Here is a 16,668-nt window from a genome sequence, read left to right on the forward strand (position 1 = left end):
GCGGTCGTGCTGTGGACGGATGTGGGTGGTGTTGTCATGCGCGTGCAACGCGTATCGGTGAATCGAGGGCTCGGATCGTCACGTCGCCCTCGTTCACGTGAGCGGGTGTCGGTAGCTGTGTTCCGGGCAGTGCGGTGGCTGCGGTGCCGTAGGCGACGGCGCGTGCGAGCCGTCCGGCCCCGTGGGCCCCGTCGAGGTCCGCCAGGATGTACCCGGCCAAGGACGAGTCTCCAGCACCGACGGTGCTCCGGGGGGTGATTCGGGGAGGAATCGCGGACCAGGCGCCGTCGGCCGTCACCAGCACGGCACCGGCAGCGCCGAGCGTGGCGAGGACGGCGCCGGCACCGCGGTCCACGAGAATCGCGGCCGCGGACGCCGTCGGGCCGGGATCGCCTGCGGCAGCGGCTCGTTCGAGCTCGTCACCGTTCGACCCGGTCAGCTGCGCCAGTTCCTCGGCGTTGGGTTTGATCAAATCCGGTGCGGTGTCGGGGAATCCGGCCGCAAGTGCCGTGAGGGGGTCGTCGGAGGTGTCGACGGCGACCTTGCACTCGAGGTCGGTCATCGCCCGTACGAGCTCGCCGTACCAGCCGGCCGAGATGCCGGGCGGGACGGACCCGGAGAGGACCACCCACTGTGCGTGCGCGGCGAGGTCGACGATGGTGGCGAACAGTCCGTCGACGGTGTCCGAGCCCACCGTCGCTCCCGGTTCGTTGATCTTGGTCGTGGTGCCGTCGGGCTCGCTCACCGTGAGGTTGATGCGTGCGGCGCCGAGCGTGGGAACCGCGCGGTAGCGGACTCCGATGGCGCCGAGAGCAGCCAGGAGCGGATCGCTTCCGTTGCCGGGAAGAACTGCCGTGCAACCCTTTCCGGCCGAGCTGACGACACGTGCGACGTTCACCCCCTTGCCGCCGGGGTCGGTGGTCGTTCCTGATGCTCGGTGTACCGAACCTCGGACGAGCTCACCGTCCAGCAGCACGGTTCTGTCCATGCTGGGGTTGGCCGTGAGAGTGACGATCATGCCACTACTACCTCTATTCCCTGATCCTGCAGACGAGTGACGTCTGCGCTGGAGATGCCGTCGTCCGTGACGAGCACGTCGACACTGTCGATGGGGGCGAACGAGATGAGGAACTCGCGCCCGAGTTTGGCCGAATCGGCAACGACGACAACCTGATTGGCCGACAGTACGATAGCGCGCTTGACCGCGGCCTCGTCGCTGTCGGGGGTGGACAGGCCGTGTCCGACGCTGATGGCGTTGGTTCCGACGAACGCGACGTCGACCCGCAGCGTGGCGAGAACGCGCAGTGCATCTTCACCGACGGAGGCCTGCGTGACGCCGCGAACGCGACCGCCGAGCAGGTGCAGGTGTGCGGACGGGACGGCGGCGAGCCGAGCGGCGATGGGCACGGAGTTGGTGACCACGTCGAGCGAGCAATCGACCGGGAGGAGTGCGGCGAGCCGCGCCGTGGTGGTGCCGGCGTCGATGATCATGCTTCCGCCTGCAGGCGGGAGGTAGGCAAGCGCCTTGGCGGCGATGCGGTCCTTCTGGTCTGCGTGTGTGTGCTCGCGTTCGGCCATGCCCGGTTCGGTGGAGATGAGCGTGGACGCGGGTACGGCGCCGCCGTGGACTCTCTTGACCAATCCGATTCGGTCCAGAACCGCGAGGTCCCGACGTACGGTTTCGGTGGTGACGTCGAACGAGTCGGCGAGGTCGGTGACGGACACACGTCCTCGCTGTCCGATCAGACTCGCGATCGCCTGCTGTCTCTCTTCTGCGTACATCTTCACCTCCTCGGGATTTTCTGTTGGTTTATGTTGTTTTACGCCCGTGTGTGTTGACTTGTCAATGGATTTGAGTAATCTGAATCACAAGTCAGATAAGTCGAGACGTGGAACATACGTCGAAGGAGAGAACGTCATGTCGGCATCGGTCACCACCAAGACGAGCGAGTACCAGGGAACGCCGGTTGTGCCGGGTGTGGGGTACGCCCCCGTCATCCGCCCCGCGCCGCGGCCCGTACCGCTCGCCGACGAGGTGACAGTGGCCGAGGACGAGCGCGAAGCCGAGGTCGCGCGCCTGCGCGACGCCGCGGCCGTGGTCGCCGGACGGCTCAAGGACCGCGCAGCGCTGGCTACCGGCTCCGCGTCCGAGGTGCTCGCCGCCAACGCCGCCATGGCCGAGGACCGCGGGTGGCTGTCACCTGCGGTCAAGCAGATCAAGAACGGAACCGGCGCCGTCGGCGCCGTGTCCGCGGCGACGGGCAAGTTGGCCGGCACGCTGGCCTCGCTCGGGGGACGCATGGCCGAGCGGACCACCGACCTCTTCGACATTCGTGACCGCGTGATCGCCGAGCTCCTCGGTCTCCCGGAGCCCGGAGTACCGACCCCGACGCAGCCGTCGATCCTCCTGGCCGAAGACCTTGCTCCGGCGGACACCGCCGGCCTGGACGCGTCGCTCGTGGTCGGCCTGGCCACGTCGCTGGGTGGGCCCACCAGCCACACCGCGATCATCGCGCGTCAGCTCGGAATTCCGTGCATCGTGGCGGTGACCGGCCTGGACGAGGTCGAATCGGGCACGTTGGTCATGGTCGACGGCACCAGCGGGCTGGTGGTGGTCGATCCCGATCCCGAGACCGCGAACACCGCTGTGGCCGAATCGAAGTCGCACCTCGAGCAGGTCTCGCAGTGGACCGGCCCCGGTCGAACCGCCGACGGTCACCTCGTCGACGTACTCGCGAACGTTCAGGACGGCGCCGGCGCACGCGCCGCGAGTTCGACTGCGGCGGAGGGAATCGGCCTCTTCCGGACCGAACTGAGCTTTCTCGACCGCGACACCGAACCCACCGTCGACGAGCAGGCGGAGATCTACGGCCAGGTGCTCGACGCGTTCGACGGCAAGAAGGTGGTCATCCGCACCCTCGACGCCGGGTCGGACAAGCCGATGCGCTTCGCCAACCACCCCGACGAAGCCAATCCGGCACTCGGCGTGCGCGGTATCCGCATCGCCGAGGGCAACCGCGGCATCCTCTACCGCCAGCTCGACGCCATCGCCGCCGCAGCGAAGACGACGGGCTCCGAACCGTGGGTGATGGCACCGATGATCGCGACGGCGGCCGAGGCGGAGGCCTTCGCGGCCGACGTGCGCGAGCGAGGGCTCAAGCCCGGCGTGATGATCGAGGTCCCCGCCGCAGCGCTGCTCGCCGATCGCATCCTCGACCACGTCGACTTTCTGTCCATCGGTACGAACGACCTCGCGCAGTACACGATGGCCGCCGATCGCATGTCCGCGAACCTCGCCGGACTGACCGACCCGTGGCAGCCCGCCGTCCTCACCCTCGTCTCGCAGACGGCGAAAGCCGGTGCGAGAGTCGGTAAGCCCGTCGGTGTGTGCGGCGAGGCCGCGGCCGACCCGCTGCTGGCGTGTGTCCTCGTCGGCTTCGGGGTCACCTCGCTGTCCGCCGCGTCCGCCGCCGTGGCGGGTGTCGGTGCCAAGCTCGAATCGGTGACACTCGATCAGTGCCGTCAGGCAGCGGAGGCAGTACTGGCCACGTCGAGCACCGACGAGGCGCGCGCCGCGGCCGCCGCGATCCTGAGCTGACGCCCACGTCGGTCACGGATGGTGCACGCCTTGGTCATCGACGCGTGTCGGCGCCGGTCGTACAGTCGAGAGAACTGGCGCACGGCCACGATCTGAGGAGAACCGATGGAACGCACCCTGTTCGAGCCGGAGCACGAGCTCTTTCGCGAGTCGTACAAGAAGTTTCTGGCGCAACACGTGGCGCCGTTCCACGACGAGTGGGAGAAGCAGAACATCGTCGACCGCGGTGTGTGGGTCGAAGCCGGTAAGCAGGGCTTCCTCGGCACCGCTGCACCCGAAGATTTCGGCGGCGGTGGCGTCAAGGACTTCCGCTACAACGCCGTGGTCACCGAGGAGACGACGCGCGCCGGGTTCAGCGGAATCGGCTTCACGCTGCACAACGACGTGGTCGCGCCGTACCTGATCGAGCTCACCAACGACGAGCAGAAGGCGCGCTGGCTGCCGGGATTCTGCTCGGGCGAGATCATCACCGCGATCGCCATGACCGAGCCGGGTACGGGTAGCGACCTGCAAGGCATCAAGACTCGGGCCGTCCGCGACGGCGACGACTGGGTGCTGAACGGTTCGAAGACGTTCATCACCAACGGAATCAACGCCGACCTCGTGATCGTGGTCGCCTGCACCGATCCCGACAAGGGCGCGCAGGGCTTCAGCCTGTTCGGCGTGGAGCGCGGCATGGCCGGATTCGAGCGAGGACGCAACCTCGACAAGATCGGTATGAAGGCGCAGGACACGGCGGAACTCAGCTTCACCGACGTCCGGGTGCCCTCCGCGAACCTCATCGGCGAGGAGGGCATGGGCTTCATCTACTTGATGAAGAACCTGCCCCAGGAGCGACTGTCGATCGCGGTGGTTGCGGCGGCGGCCATGGAGTCCGCCCTGGAGATGACGATCCAGTACTGCCGTGACCGCAAGGCCTTCGGCAAGTCGATCGGCAAGTTCCAGAACACCCGTTTCGTGTTGGCGGAGTTGGCAACCGAGACCACGGCAGTGCGCATCATGGTGGACAAGTTCATCGAGTTGCTCAACGACGAGAAGCTGAGCGTCCAGGAAGCCGCGATGGCGAAGTGGTGGACCACGGAGTCTCAGGTCAAGCTGATCGATCGGTGCCTGCAGCTGCACGGCGGCTACGGATACATGAAGGAATACCCGATCGCCAAGGCGTACATGGATTCTCGCGTGCAGACCATCTACGGCGGCACCACGGAAATCATGAAGGAGATCATCGGCCGCGGGCTGAATCTCTGATTCGTCGAAGACAGAAACACCCCGGATGCACGACGCATCCGGGGTGTTTCTTCGTCTCGGGTCAGAGCTTGCGCATGACCGTCACGACCTTGCCCAGAACCACCGCGTGGTTGCCCGGGATCGGCTCGAACAGCGGGTTGTGCGGCATCAGCCACACCTGACCGTCGATACGCTTGAAGGTCTTGACCGTCGCCTCGCCGTCGATCATGGCGGCAACGATGTCGCCCTGCTCAGCCACGTTCTGCTGCCGCACGACAACCCAGTCACCGTCGCAGATCGCGGCGTCGATCATGGACTCGCCCACGACGCGCAGGAGGAAGAGAGAACCGGACCCGACGAGCTCGCGGGGGAGCGGGAAGACGTCCTCGACGGCCTGCTCGGCGAGGATCGGACCGCCGGCCGCGATACGACCGAGAACGGGCACGAACGTCGGGGCGGGCAAGCGCTCCGCATCGGCGGTCGCGACCTCCGTGTCGATCTCAGGGGCGCTCTGCGGCGCGTCCTGTGCGGGATCGTCCAGTCCGCGAACGTCCACCGCGCGGGGGCGATTCGGGTCCCGCCGCAGGAATCCCTTTTTCTCCAAGGTGCGCAATTGATGCGCGACGGACGACGTGGAGGTGAGCCCCACCGCATCACCGATCTCTCGAATGCTCGGCGGATATCCGCGCTCGCGAACCGACGCGTGGATGACTTCGAGAACGCGGCGCTGGCGATCGGTCAGGCCTGCCGTGATGTCGGCATCGGGCACACCGACGGCCACCGAACCCGACTCGGGCGCAGCGGCGTCCGGCTCCGTGCCCTTCTTCCGTGTTGCCGTTGTGGATGACGAGTTGTCGTCCTTCATTCGCCTGGCCTCCTGGTTCTGCATTCGTGTTTCGCCTGCCGTTCGATTCGAACGAGCTGTGCGATATGCCACGAATTTAGACCGAAACACCTGTTCGATCAAACACCTGTTCGAAGCGTGTCGCGTGTTTCGCAGACTTTGTCGGAGCTGCGTGCTACAAATCGCACATGCGTTCTTTCGAACGCGTGATCGAACATCGAGCATTCGAACGTTCGAACGTTCGAACACCGACACAGTCGGCCCACCACGGGTCGACGCGCAGCAAGGAGTTGTTTCGATGACCACCAGCTCTGTTCTCACCAGCACTGTTCAGGCCAGCTCTTCGGTCCGCACGCGTCGCAGCGCACCGGTGCGGCGTCCGGTCGGTACGCGGCCTGCCGCCGGAACGGTCGATTACGGTCAGTGCGGGCCGGGCGTGTCGCGGACCGAGCACGAGCAGCCTTCGCGGATGTCGGTCGGGCAGATGCTCGCGGTCGCCGTGACCACCGCTGTCCTGTCGCTCGGCTTGATCGGCGTAGCCAACCTGCGTGCCGACACCAACGATGTGCAATCGCCCACATCCACGTCGATCGTGCAGGGCGAGCTGGGTGCGGCGGGCGCCCGCTGACGGAAATGCCGGCGGGTAGTCTTGCCTCATGCATTGCCCGTTCTGTCGACACCCCGACTCGCGAGTCGTCGATTCGCGCGAGGCGGACGAAGGTCAGGCCATCCGTCGGCGACGGTCCTGCCCGGAGTGTGGACGACGGTTCACCACAGTCGAAACCGCGGTGCTGTCGGTGGTCAAGCGCAGCGGCGTCACCGAGCCGTTCAGTCGCGACAAGGTCATCAAGGGTGTACGACGGGCGTGCCAGGGCCGCGACGTCGACAACGACGCCTTGGGATTGCTGGCGCAGCAGGTGGAGGACGCGGTTCGATCCTCCGGATCGGCCGAGATCCCCAGCAACGAAGTCGGTTTGGCCATTCTCGGGCCACTACGTGATCTCGACGAGGTTGCGTACCTGCGCTTCGCGTCGGTCTATCGCTCGTTCAGCAGTGCCGACGATTTCGAGCGCGAGATCAAAGACCTCCGAGAGCATCGCTCAACCACGGCGTAGGTCCTCGATGACCCGTCGGACTCGCTTCTCCGACACCGGATACGGTGTCCCCAGCTTCTGAGCGAACAAGTTCACGCGCAGTTCTTCGATCATCCACGCAACCTCCCGGATAGCAGGTGCGGTGCGACGCGCCTCCGGAACAGACTGCAAGAGGGTGTCGTAGTCCGCGTAGACCCGGTCGAGCGCATCCATACCCACACGATCACGCTGCGCACTGGACGGCAGTGCTTCGAGTCGGTCGATCGCGCCCTGAAGGTACCGCGGAAGTTCGGCGAGGTGCTTCTCACCGGTCTCGAACACGAACCCGGGGAAGATCAGCGAATCCAGTTGTTCGCGAACATCTTCGGCAGCTTCCCCCGTCGCCCCGTGGAGGGCCGAACGCAGCCGGGCGGTGGCGGCGAGAACCGGCTCGACGGCGCGCACGATGCGGGCCACGCGCGACGGAAGCTCGGCGCGCGTCACCGTCACCAGCGCAGCGAAGTCGTCGGGCGAGCTCACCGGCCCACCGTTCGCCATCATGATGTCGTCGACCGCCAGCGTGCGACAGTCGTCGAGCAACGCGTCGAGGCTCCCGTGGGGGTTCTGTCCCAACGCGAGGCGCTGACTGTTGGTGCGGCCGCCCAGAATCGACTTCGACGACGTCGGCACCGCGTCCAGTAACAGACGCCGCGTTCCGTCCCGCATCGAGGCGCGTTGCTGCGCAGCGGAACCCAGGACCCGAACCGCGACGCCGTCGTTCTCGGCAACCAGCGAGGGGTAACCGGTGACCTTCTGACCACCCACCGTGCGTGTGACCGTGGGCTCGAGCGTGCCGAGGGTCTGCGACGTCCACCGCGTGGCCGGTGCACGCTCGGAATCGGCTGCGGCGCGGGCCACGGCCGACGACGCGCGCTCCCCGAGCAGACGACGGAGCTCGGACAGCGACGTCGATCGGGCCAGTTCGCGGCCGTTCTCGTCCTGACCGACGAACGTCATCTTCAGATGAGCCGGAAGCGACGCCGGATCGAAGTCGGTCGGAGCGATCCGTGTCGATCCCAACCTGGACAGTTCACGCGCCAGAGCGAACGTGAGCGGTTCCGACCGTGGACGCACTGCGGACAGTGCGGCCTTCGCGAAATCCGGAGCGGGAACGACATTGCGCCGCAGTTCTTTCGGCAGGGTCTTGATCAGGGCGCTCGCGAGTTCCTGGCGCATGCCGGGAACCAGCCAGTCGAACCCGACGTCCGAGACCGAGCCGAGCAACGCGACCGGGATGCGCACGGTCACGCCGTCGTCGTCCTTCCCCGGTTCGAACTGGTAGGTCAACGGGAATTGCAACTCTCCCTGACGCCAAGCGTCCGGGTACTCGCCCGACAGGACGGCGGCGGCGTCGGTGTTGACGACGGTGGTGCGGTCGAAGTCGAGAAGTGTGGGCGAGGTCCGGGACGTTTTCTTCCACCACCGGTCGAAGTGGCGCGCGGACACGACATTCGCCGGGACACGTTCGTCGTAGAAGGCGAACAGTGTGTCGTCGTCCACCACGATGTCGCGGCGCCTGGCGCGCTGCTCCAATTCCTCGGCGTCGCTGCGTAATTCCTGGTTGGCACGGAAGAACGCGTGATGCGTGCGCCATTCTCCCTGCACCAGTGCGTGACGAATGAACAGCTCGCGCGAAATCTCGGCGTCGATGGGCCCGTAATTGACGGGCCGTTTGGTCACCAGTGGGATTCCGTACAGCGTGACGCGCTCGTACGCCATCGCCGCTTCGCGTTTGGTCGACCAATGGGGTTCCGAATAGATGCGTTTGACCAGATGCGGCGCCAGCTTCTCGGCCCACTCCGGTTCGATTCGGGCGCCCATGCGGGCCCACAGCCGCGACGTTTCGACCAGTTCGGCTGCCATGATCCAGCGCGGGGGCTTCTTGAACAGGCCGGAGCCGGGGAAGACCGCGAACTTGCTTCCTCGTGCGCCGAGGAAGTCACGCTTGTCGCCCTCCCGAACTCCGATGTGCGACAACAGGCCTGCGAGCAACGCCTGATGAATCGTCGCTTCGGAGGCGGGCGTGTCCGACGGCGTCCACCCCAAGCCGCGCGTGATCTGCCGAAGTTGCCCGTGCAGATCCTGCCACTCGCGGATACGCAGGTAGTGCAGGAATTCCGATTTGCACATACGCCGAAACTGATTGCTGGACTTCTCGTCTCGTTGCGCGCGCAGATAGTTCCACAGCTCGCGGTACGCCAGGAAGTCCGAGTTCTCCACCGCGAACCGGGCGTGTTTCTCGTCGGCGGCCTGTTGGTGTTCGGCGGGCCGCTCGCGCACGTCCTGAATGGACAGGGCGGAGACGATGATCAGCATGTCCTTCAGGCACCCGGTCCGGTTGGCCTCGACCAGCATCCTCGCCATGCGCGGATCGACGGGGAGGCCCGCCAGTTCGCGTCCGAGCTGCGTCAGAACCGGTCCGTCACCGGTGTTCGCCGGGGCGTTGTCGATCGCTCCCAGTTCGTTCAGGAGGCCGAGACCGTCCCGAATCGCGCGCGGGTCCGGCGCCTCGACGAAGGGGAACTTCTCGATGCGGCCGAGCCCGAGGGAGGTCATCTGCAAGATGACCGACGCGAGGTTGGTGCGGAGGATCTCCGGATCGGTGAACTCGGGCCGAGAATCGAAGTCCTCTTCCGAGTAGAGGCGAATACAGATTCCGTCGGCGACGCGTCCGCACCGGCCGGCGCGCTGGCGAGCCGATGCCTGCGAGATCGGTTCGATGGGCAGCCTCTGCACCTTGGTGCGCACCGAGTATCGCGAGATACGGGCGGTTCCGGGGTCGACGACGTAGCGGATGCCCGGCACCGTCAGCGATGTCTCGGCGACGTTGGTGGCCAACACGACTCGTCGCCCCGTGTGCGCAGTGAAGACCCGATGTTGCTCGGCTGCAGAAAGTCTCGCGTAGAGCGGCAGGATCTCCAGGTTGCGCAGGTTTCGGTCGCGCAGCGCGTCGGCGGTGTCGCGGATCTCGCGCTCACCGGACAGGAAGACGAGAACGTCGCCCTCCGGCTCACGGAGAAGCTCCTCCACCGCGTCGCACGTCGCGTCGACGGGATCGCGGTCGACGGTCTCGTCGTCCACGTCGACGGTGAGGGGGCGGTACCGCACCTCGACGGGGAACGTCCTGCCCGACACCTCGACGATGGGTGCCGGCGCACCGGCGGTGCGGAAATGCTCGGCGAACCGCTCCGGGTCGATGGTCGCCGAGGTGACGATGACCTTGAGGTCGGGGCGGCGGGGGAGCAGCTGAGCGAGGTACCCGAGGATGAAGTCGATGTTGAGGCTGCGCTCGTGCGCCTCGTCGATGATGAGGGTGTCGTACTGACGCAGAAACCGGTCGCGCTGGATCTCGGCCAGTAGAATGCCGTCGGTCATCAGTTTGACCAAGGTGTTGTCCGACGACTGATCGGTGAAGCGCACCTTGTAGCCGACGCTCTCGCCGAGCGGCTGGCCCAGTTCCTCGGCGATGCGTTCGGCGACGGTGCGCGCCGCGATGCGCCGCGGTTGGGTGTGACCGATGACGCCGCGCACGCCGCGGCCCAGCTCGAGGCAGATCTTGGGAATCTGGGTCGTCTTGCCCGACCCGGTTTCGCCGGCGACGATGACCACCTGGTTGGCCTCGATCGCGGCCGCGATGTCGTCCTTGCGCGCCGTGACGGGCAGCGCCGCGGGATAGGTCAGGTCGGGGACGCTCGCGCGCCGGTTCGAGACGGTGACTTCGGCGCGTTCGATCTCGGCGGTGATCTTGGCGAGGGCCGCGTCGTCGCGGGATCGATCGAGATTGCGGCCGATCCGATACGAGTCGCGAACGGTCAGTTCGCGAAGTCGGGAGGTGAGCTGAGAGCGGGATGACGTGGGCATTCTGACGTCGAGTCTAGTCGGTGGCGTGATCGGTCCCGGGCGGGCGGATCGGGTGTGACAATGACCGGCATGCGCCGAGTTGCGGTCCGAGTTCTCCGAATGGCATTCGCCCTCCTCGGCGTCGCTGCGCTGGTGTGGATTCCGACACACACGACCGGGCCCGGGTTCACCGTCGCCAACTTCTTCAGCTACTTCACCGTGCTGAGCAACGTCCTGTGCGCGTTCGTCCTGGGCGTCGGAGCGGTGCTCGATCCGTCGAGCGAGCGGTGGGATCGGTTCCGCGGAGCCGTGACGACGTACATGGTGATCACTGGAATCGTCTACGCCGTGCTGCTGTCGAACGTCGACGTGCAGATTCAGGACCCGTGGACGAACAATGCACTGCACCGAATCCTCCCGCTGGTCATTCTGCTCGATTGGGTTCTCGTACCACCTCGTTCACGAGTCGGCGCGCGGGATGCGCTGTGGTGGTTGAGCTTTCCCGTCGTGTACGGGGTGTATTCACTGATCCGCGGTCCGATGGTGGACTGGTACCCGTACCCGTTTCTCGATCCTCGATCGGGCGGATACGTCTCGTTGTCCATCGGGCTGGTCGTCCTGTTGGGCGGTTTCGTCCTGATCGCGCTGGCCGTGTCGAGCCTGGGCGAGCTCGCCGGGCGTCGGAGGTACGAGAGCGCTCGCTAGGGTGTCGGCCATGACTGCTGCAGCGTTCTGGCACGGATTCGCCGACATGAAGACCATCGAGGACGGTGGCCGTTTCGTGATCGCGAAGGGTAACGGCGCGTCGATCTGGGATGCCGACGGCAACCGCTACCTCGACGCCACGGCCGGTCTCTGGTTCACCAACGTCGGTCACGGCCGCAGCGAGATCGCCGACGCAGTTGCGCGCCAGCTCTCCACGCTCGCGCACTACTCCACGTTCGGTGACGTGGTTCCCGAGATCACCCTGACCCTGGCCGAGCGTCTCGCCGCCATCGCGCCCGTGCCCGGCAGCAAGATCTTCTTCACCTCCGGCGGTTCCGACTCTATCGACACTGCGGCGAAGCTCGCGCGGCGGTACTGGAACCAGGTGGGTCAGCCGGGCAAGACGGTCATCGTCGGCCGCCAGAAGGCGTACCACGGGATGCATGTCGGCGGAACGTCGCTCGCCGGAATACCACTCAACCGCGAGCACTACGGCGAGCTGATGCCCGACGCCCGCACGGTCACGTGGGACGACGCGAAGGCACTGCTCGAGCTCATCGAGCGGGAAGGAGCGGACACCATCGCGGCGTTCTTCGCCGAGCCCGTGATCGGCGCCGGCGGCATCTACCTACCTCCGGCCGGATACCTGCACGAGGTGCGCCAGATCTGCCGCGATCACGACATCCTGTTCGTCGTCGACGAGGTCGTGACCGGCTTCGGGCGCATCGGCGGCGACTGGTTCGCCTCGACGAAGTTCGATCTTCAGCCCGACATGATGACCACGGCCAAGGGTCTGACCTCGGGATATGTCCCGATGGGTGCGGTGTTCGTCGCACCGCGTGTCGCCGAGCCCTTCTACTCCGGCGGCACGTGGTGGCGCCACGGGTACACCTACGGCGGGCACGCCGGCGCCGCCGCAGCGGCGATGGCCAATCTCGACATCATCGAACGCGAAGGCCTGCTCGACGAGGCGACGCGCGTTCAGGACGCTCTGCACCGGCACCTGAGTCCTCTCGCCCACCACGATCGGGTCTCCGAGGTGCGCAGTGGACTGGGCGCGGTGGCCGCCGTTCAGATGGCTGATCCGGCCGAAGCGATGCCCTTCGTGAAAGCGCTTCGACGAGAAGGTGTCTCGGCCCGAGCGGCCGGTCAGGGAGCTCTTCAGTTCTCTCCGGCGTTCGTCATGACCGACGACGAGATCGCCGAGATGGCAGCGGCAACGCGTCGCGCACTCGACGCCTGAACCGCTCGCCGCGGCTCGGTGGCGGTGGGGGAGGCGCCTCGGGTTGCGAGTGCGCCGTCGTGGTGGCCACCGCGAGGCGGCGGTGGAGTTGTTCGCGCACCTCGTCGGGGGTGTACGCGCGACGAGCGCGCTCGGACCGAGCGACGACGGCGCCCGACGCAGCCACACCGACGACGCCGGCGAGACCGAGGAGCTTCCAGACCGACGAGGACTTCATCCGGTCAGGCTAGCTCTACTGTGATGCCCATGACTTCGCGAATGAGCCTGGACGAGGCGGTCGATCTGACGCGCACCGGCGACATCTGGATCTTCCGCGGAACCTCGTTTCCCGACCGCGCCATCCAGACGTTGACGAACAGCCCGGTCAACCACGTCGGGATGGCCGTGGTCCTCGACGACATGCCCCCGCTCATGTGGCACGCCGAGCTGGGTAATCGGTTGCGGGACATGTGGACCGGTCGCTTTCAGCGAGGGGTTCAGCTGCACGACCTGCGCGAGGCGGTGACCCACTGGTCCGAGAAGTACTCGCAGCGGGCGTGGCTGCGGCAGCTCGAATCGTCGGTCACCCGCGAGCAGGAAGATGCGCTGCTCACCACCATCGCCCGGATGGACGGGACGGCGTTTCCCACCACGGCGCGGCTTGCGGGCCGGTGGTTCGCCGGTCGACTTCCAACGGTCCGTGGGCGTGCCGACGTCGCGCTGGAAACCGCGTACTGCGCCGAGGTGGTCGCACTGACCTACGAAGCGATGGGATTGCTCGAGGATCGGCGCAACGCCAACTGGTACGACCCCGGGAAGTTCTGGAGCGGTGATCACCTGCCGCTGATGCCCGGCGTCCGCCTCGGGGACGAAGTAGCGATCAGTCCAGCGTGAGCGGTGGTTCGCCGACGACGATGCCGCCGAGTTCGATCCATCCGTCGCCGAGAACCGACGTCGACAGCCGGGAGCCGCGTCCCTGCGTGATGTCGAGACCTCGACCGAGCTGCTCGGTCAGACGCACGGCGGCTGCTCCCGTCGCCTCGTCCTCGGCGACGCCCATGTCGGGAGCGAACATGCGCGACCGGACGGCGCCGGCTTCCTGATCGCTCCAGGCCCACACGTAGTGGTGGCCCGACGTGTAGGTCGACGCACTGGCGCCGAGCACCGCCTCGGTGGTCTCGACTCGATGGAACTCGAACTCGGGGCACCACTCGGCCTTGGCGCGGACGTTGACCGTGTCGCCGTCGAGACGGACCAGCACGTCTCCCGCGCCGACCTCGAGAATCGTGACCGGGGTTCCGCGTTTGGCGAGCCACCCTGCGAGGCCCACGGTGGGATGACCGGCGAACGGGAGTTCCACGGCGGGCGTGAAGATGGCGACCGCCACCGAATGCGCCGGTTCGTCCGGCACCTGGAGGAACACGGTCTCGCTGAACCCGAGGCGGCCGGCGAGTTCCTGGCGTAGTTCCGGGACGAGGATGTCGCGCGAGTCGACGATCCCGAGCCGATTGCCGAAGCGGCCACCGCGGTCGGCAAACACGCGAACGACGTCGACAGCGATGGACATGGGGAAAGGATAGTCAGCAGCTCACCCGGCCGTGATCGCGATGCCGGAGAACACCACTTCTGCCGCGGCATCGGACTCCTCGACGTCGATGACGGCGTCGAGGGACCATCCCAGATCACCGTTCGGATCTTCCAGTACCTGCCGCGCGGTGATCTCGTCACCGCCGAACGAGATCGAGAACAGCTGAGGTCCGCGCGCACTGGGGCCGATTCCGATCTCGCCGTACTCCTCGAAGAACGGTTCGAGCTCGTCCTCCCAATCGATGTCGTGGCCGAGGTCGTCGAGCGCGGTCCAGCGCCGCAGTGCCGCGAGCTCCACGCGCTTGAACAGGGCATTGCGCACCATGATTCGGAACGCGCGCTGGTTCGCGGTGACGGGCCTCGGGGTGTCCTCGCCGTAGGCGACCACCGGGGTTCCGTCGTCGTCCAGGGACGGATCGGTGAGGTTCTCCCATTCGTCGAGAAGACTCGAATCCACCTGGCGGACAAGCTCGCCCAACCACTCGGTGATGTCCGCAACCTCGTCGGTCCGCGCCTCCGGCGGCACCGTCTGGCGCAGCGCCCGGTAGGCGTCAGCAAGGTAGCGCAGCACCGAGCCCTCCGAGCGGGTCAGCCCGTACTGACTGATCAACTCGGCGAACGTGAGGGACTTCTCGATCATGTCCCGCACCACGGACTTGGGAGAGAGGGCGAACTCGGAGATCCACGGATGCCCGCCCCGATAGATCTCGAACGCGGGAACGAGCAACTCCGCCAGAGGCTTGGGCCACGTGATCTCCTCGAGCAACTCCATGCGTTCCTCGTACTCGAGACCGTCCGCCTTCATCTGGGCGACGGCCTCACCGCGTGCGGCGTGTTGCTGCGCCATCAGAATCTGCCGTGGATCGTCGAACGTCGACTCGATGACGGAGACCACGTCGAGTGCGTGCGTGGGGGATTCGGCGTCGAGGAGCTCGAAGGTGGCGAGTGCGAACGTCGACAGCGGTTGGTTCAGGGCGAAGTCGCGCTGCAGTTCGACCGTGAGCCGTGCGGTACGCCCGTCCGCATCTGGCTCGGGAAGCTGCTCGACGATGCCGGCGTCGCGCAGACCTCGGTACAACCGGATGGCATGCAGAATGTGGCGTCGTTGCATCGCCCGCGTCTCGTGGTTGTCCTCGAGCAGGTGCCGCATCGCCTCGAAACAGTTGCCGGGGCGGGCAATCACGTTGAGGAGCATCGAGTTGGTGACCGAGAAGCGCGACGTCAACGGTTCGGGGCTGGCGGCGACGAGTCGCTCGAAGCTCGGCTCACCCCACGAGACGAAGCCTTCCGGCGCCTTCTTGCGCTGAATCCTCTTGAGCTTCTTGGGATCGTCGCCGGCCTTCGCGACGAGGCGAGCGTTCTCGACCTCGTGTTCGGGGGCCTGCACCATGACGGTTCCGAGCGTGTCGTACCCCGCGCGGCCGGCGCGCCCGGCGATCTGGTGGAACTCACGGGCGCGCAGCTGCCGGGTGCGCACTCCGTCGTACTTGGTCAGTCCCGTGAGGAGCACCGTGCGAATGGGCACGTTGATGCCGACTCCCAGAGTGTCCGTGCCGCAGATGACGGTGAGCAGACCTTCCTGCGCCAGCTTCTCCACCAGTCGTCGATAGCGAGGCAGCATGCCGGCATGGTGCACACCGATTCCGTGACGAACCAAGCGCGACAACGTCTTACCGAAACCGGTGGTGAAGCGGAAATTGCCGATCGCCTCGGCGATGGCCTCCTTGGCGGCCTTGGTCGTCACGTTCACGCTCGTGAGGGCCTGCGCGCGCTCGAGTGCGGCGGCCTGGGTGAAATGTACGACGTAGACCGGTGCCAGATGCGTGTTCACCAATTCTTCGATGGTCTCGACGACGGGCGTGACCCGGTACGAGAACATCAGGGGGACAGGGCGTTCGGAACCGGTGACCACCGACGTGGTGCGGCCGGTGCGCCGGGTGAGATCGTCACGGAAGAACGAGACGTCCCCGAGAGTGGCCGACATCAGCAGGAATTGGGCATTCGGCAGTTCGATCAGCGGGACCTGCCACGCCCACCCGCGGTCCGGTTCGGAGTAGTAGTGGAACTCGTCCATGATCACCTGGCCGATGGACGAGTCGGGACCTTCGCGCAACGCCATGTTGGCCACGATCTCGGCGGTGGCGCAGATGATCGGCGCCTGCGCGTTCACCGAGGCGTCGCCGGTGACCATTCCGACGTTCTCCGAGCCGAAGATCTCGCACAGCGCGAAGAACTTCTCGCTCACCAGAGCCTTGATGGGCGCGGTGTAGAACGAGCGGATCCCGGCCGCGAACGCCGCGAAGTGCGCTGCGACGGCCACCATGGACTTACCCGACCCGGTCGGCGTCGCCAGAATGACGTTGTTGCCGGTGACCAACTCGATGACGGCCTCGTCCTGCAACGGGTACAGCTCGAGCCCTCGTTCGGTGATCCACTCGAGGAATGCGTCGTACAGAGCATCGGGGGAGAGGTTCTGGTCGGGGACGCGGGACGAGAGGAGCACACCTACAGG

The 16,668-nt window shown here is 66.4% G+C and carries 14 protein-coding genes; 7 read left to right on the forward strand and 7 right to left on the reverse strand.

Going from position 1 to position 16,668, the window contains the following annotated elements; translation table 11 throughout:
* Positions 1 to 34 precede the first annotated feature (34 nt).
* Both AC59JP_RS04700 and AC59JP_RS04705 read right to left on the reverse strand, forming a co-directional pair.
* Positions 35 to 1,018: a 1-phosphofructokinase family hexose kinase gene (locus AC59JP_RS04700; protein WP_497324454.1), complete on the reverse strand. Its 984-nt coding sequence runs from the start codon at positions 1,016 to 1,018 to the stop codon at positions 35 to 37.
* Complete coding sequence (locus tag AC59JP_RS04705; protein ID WP_497324455.1) at positions 1,015 to 1,782, reverse strand: DeoR/GlpR family DNA-binding transcription regulator; 768 nt, start codon at positions 1,780 to 1,782, stop codon at positions 1,015 to 1,017. Before AC59JP_RS04705 ends, AC59JP_RS04700 begins: the two co-directional genes overlap by 4 nt.
* Positions 1,783 to 1,918: 136 nt before the next feature.
* Between AC59JP_RS04705 and ptsP the strand changes: the two genes are divergently transcribed.
* The gene (ptsP, locus tag AC59JP_RS04710; protein WP_497324456.1) at positions 1,919 to 3,598 is read left to right on the forward strand and encodes a phosphoenolpyruvate--protein phosphotransferase; all 1,680 of its coding nucleotides are present in this window, start codon (positions 1,919 to 1,921) and stop codon (positions 3,596 to 3,598) included.
* 105 nt (positions 3,599 to 3,703) lie between these two features.
* Positions 3,704 to 4,846 carry an acyl-CoA dehydrogenase family protein gene (locus AC59JP_RS04715; protein WP_497324457.1) on the forward strand — a complete coding sequence of 381 codons (1,143 nt, stop codon included), beginning with the start codon at positions 3,704 to 3,706 and terminating at the stop codon, positions 4,844 to 4,846.
* A gap of 61 nt (positions 4,847 to 4,907) precedes the next feature.
* On the opposite strand, the gene lexA is transcribed toward AC59JP_RS04715, so the two are convergent.
* Entirely contained in the window at positions 4,908 to 5,690 is a 783-nt protein-coding gene (gene lexA / locus AC59JP_RS04720) for a transcriptional repressor LexA (RefSeq protein WP_497324458.1), read from the reverse strand.
* A 277-nt stretch (positions 5,691 to 5,967) separates the two neighbouring features.
* On the opposite strand from lexA, the gene AC59JP_RS04725 reads away from it, so the two are divergent.
* Positions 5,968 to 6,297, forward strand: a complete 330-nt coding sequence (locus AC59JP_RS04725) for a hypothetical protein (RefSeq protein WP_497324459.1) — start codon at positions 5,968 to 5,970, stop codon at positions 6,295 to 6,297.
* Positions 6,298 to 6,325: 28 nt separating this feature from the next.
* Complete coding sequence (gene nrdR / locus AC59JP_RS04730) at positions 6,326 to 6,784, forward strand: transcriptional regulator NrdR (protein ID WP_497324460.1); 459 nt, start codon at positions 6,326 to 6,328, stop codon at positions 6,782 to 6,784.
* Here the strand turns inward: nrdR and hrpA are convergent.
* A complete protein-coding gene (gene hrpA, locus AC59JP_RS04735; protein ID WP_497324461.1) occupies positions 6,770 to 10,663 on the reverse strand; it encodes an ATP-dependent RNA helicase HrpA in 3,894 nt (1,297 codons plus the stop codon). The genes nrdR and hrpA overlap by 15 nt on opposite strands.
* Positions 10,664 to 10,732: 69 nt before the next feature.
* On the opposite strand from hrpA, the gene AC59JP_RS04740 reads away from it, so the two are divergent.
* Together AC59JP_RS04740 and AC59JP_RS04745 are read left to right on the forward strand one after the other, a co-directional pair.
* The gene (locus AC59JP_RS04740) at positions 10,733 to 11,347 is read left to right on the forward strand and encodes a Pr6Pr family membrane protein (protein ID WP_497324462.1); all 615 of its coding nucleotides are present in this window, start codon (positions 10,733 to 10,735) and stop codon (positions 11,345 to 11,347) included.
* Positions 11,348 to 11,357: 10 nt separating this feature from the next.
* Positions 11,358 to 12,590, forward strand: coding sequence for an aminotransferase family protein (locus AC59JP_RS04745; RefSeq protein ID WP_497324463.1), 1,233 nt, complete (start codon positions 11,358 to 11,360; stop codon positions 12,588 to 12,590).
* Here AC59JP_RS04745 and AC59JP_RS04750 read toward each other — a convergent pair.
* Entirely contained in the window at positions 12,529 to 12,807 is a 279-nt protein-coding gene (locus tag AC59JP_RS04750; protein ID WP_497324464.1) for a hypothetical protein, read from the reverse strand. The two genes, AC59JP_RS04745 and AC59JP_RS04750, sit on opposite strands and share 62 nt — an antisense overlap.
* Before the next feature lie 23 nt (positions 12,808 to 12,830).
* Here AC59JP_RS04750 and AC59JP_RS04755 point away from each other — a divergent pair, with 23 nt between their 5' ends.
* Complete coding sequence (locus tag AC59JP_RS04755; protein WP_497324465.1) at positions 12,831 to 13,463, forward strand: hypothetical protein; 633 nt, start codon at positions 12,831 to 12,833, stop codon at positions 13,461 to 13,463.
* Here the strand turns inward: AC59JP_RS04755 and AC59JP_RS04760 are convergent.
* Both AC59JP_RS04760 and AC59JP_RS04765 read right to left on the reverse strand, forming a co-directional pair.
* Positions 13,450 to 14,136 (reverse strand): PhzF family phenazine biosynthesis protein, encoded by a 687-nt coding sequence (locus AC59JP_RS04760; protein WP_497324466.1) that lies wholly within the window; start codon positions 14,134 to 14,136, stop codon positions 13,450 to 13,452. The genes AC59JP_RS04755 and AC59JP_RS04760 overlap by 14 nt on opposite strands.
* A gap of 21 nt (positions 14,137 to 14,157) precedes the next feature.
* Complete coding sequence (locus AC59JP_RS04765) at positions 14,158 to 16,659, reverse strand: DEAD/DEAH box helicase (RefSeq protein ID WP_497324467.1); 2,502 nt, start codon at positions 16,657 to 16,659, stop codon at positions 14,158 to 14,160.
* Positions 16,660 to 16,668: the final 9 nt, after the last annotated feature.

Source organism: Rhodococcus sp. 320_ES (genome assembly GCF_059691855.1).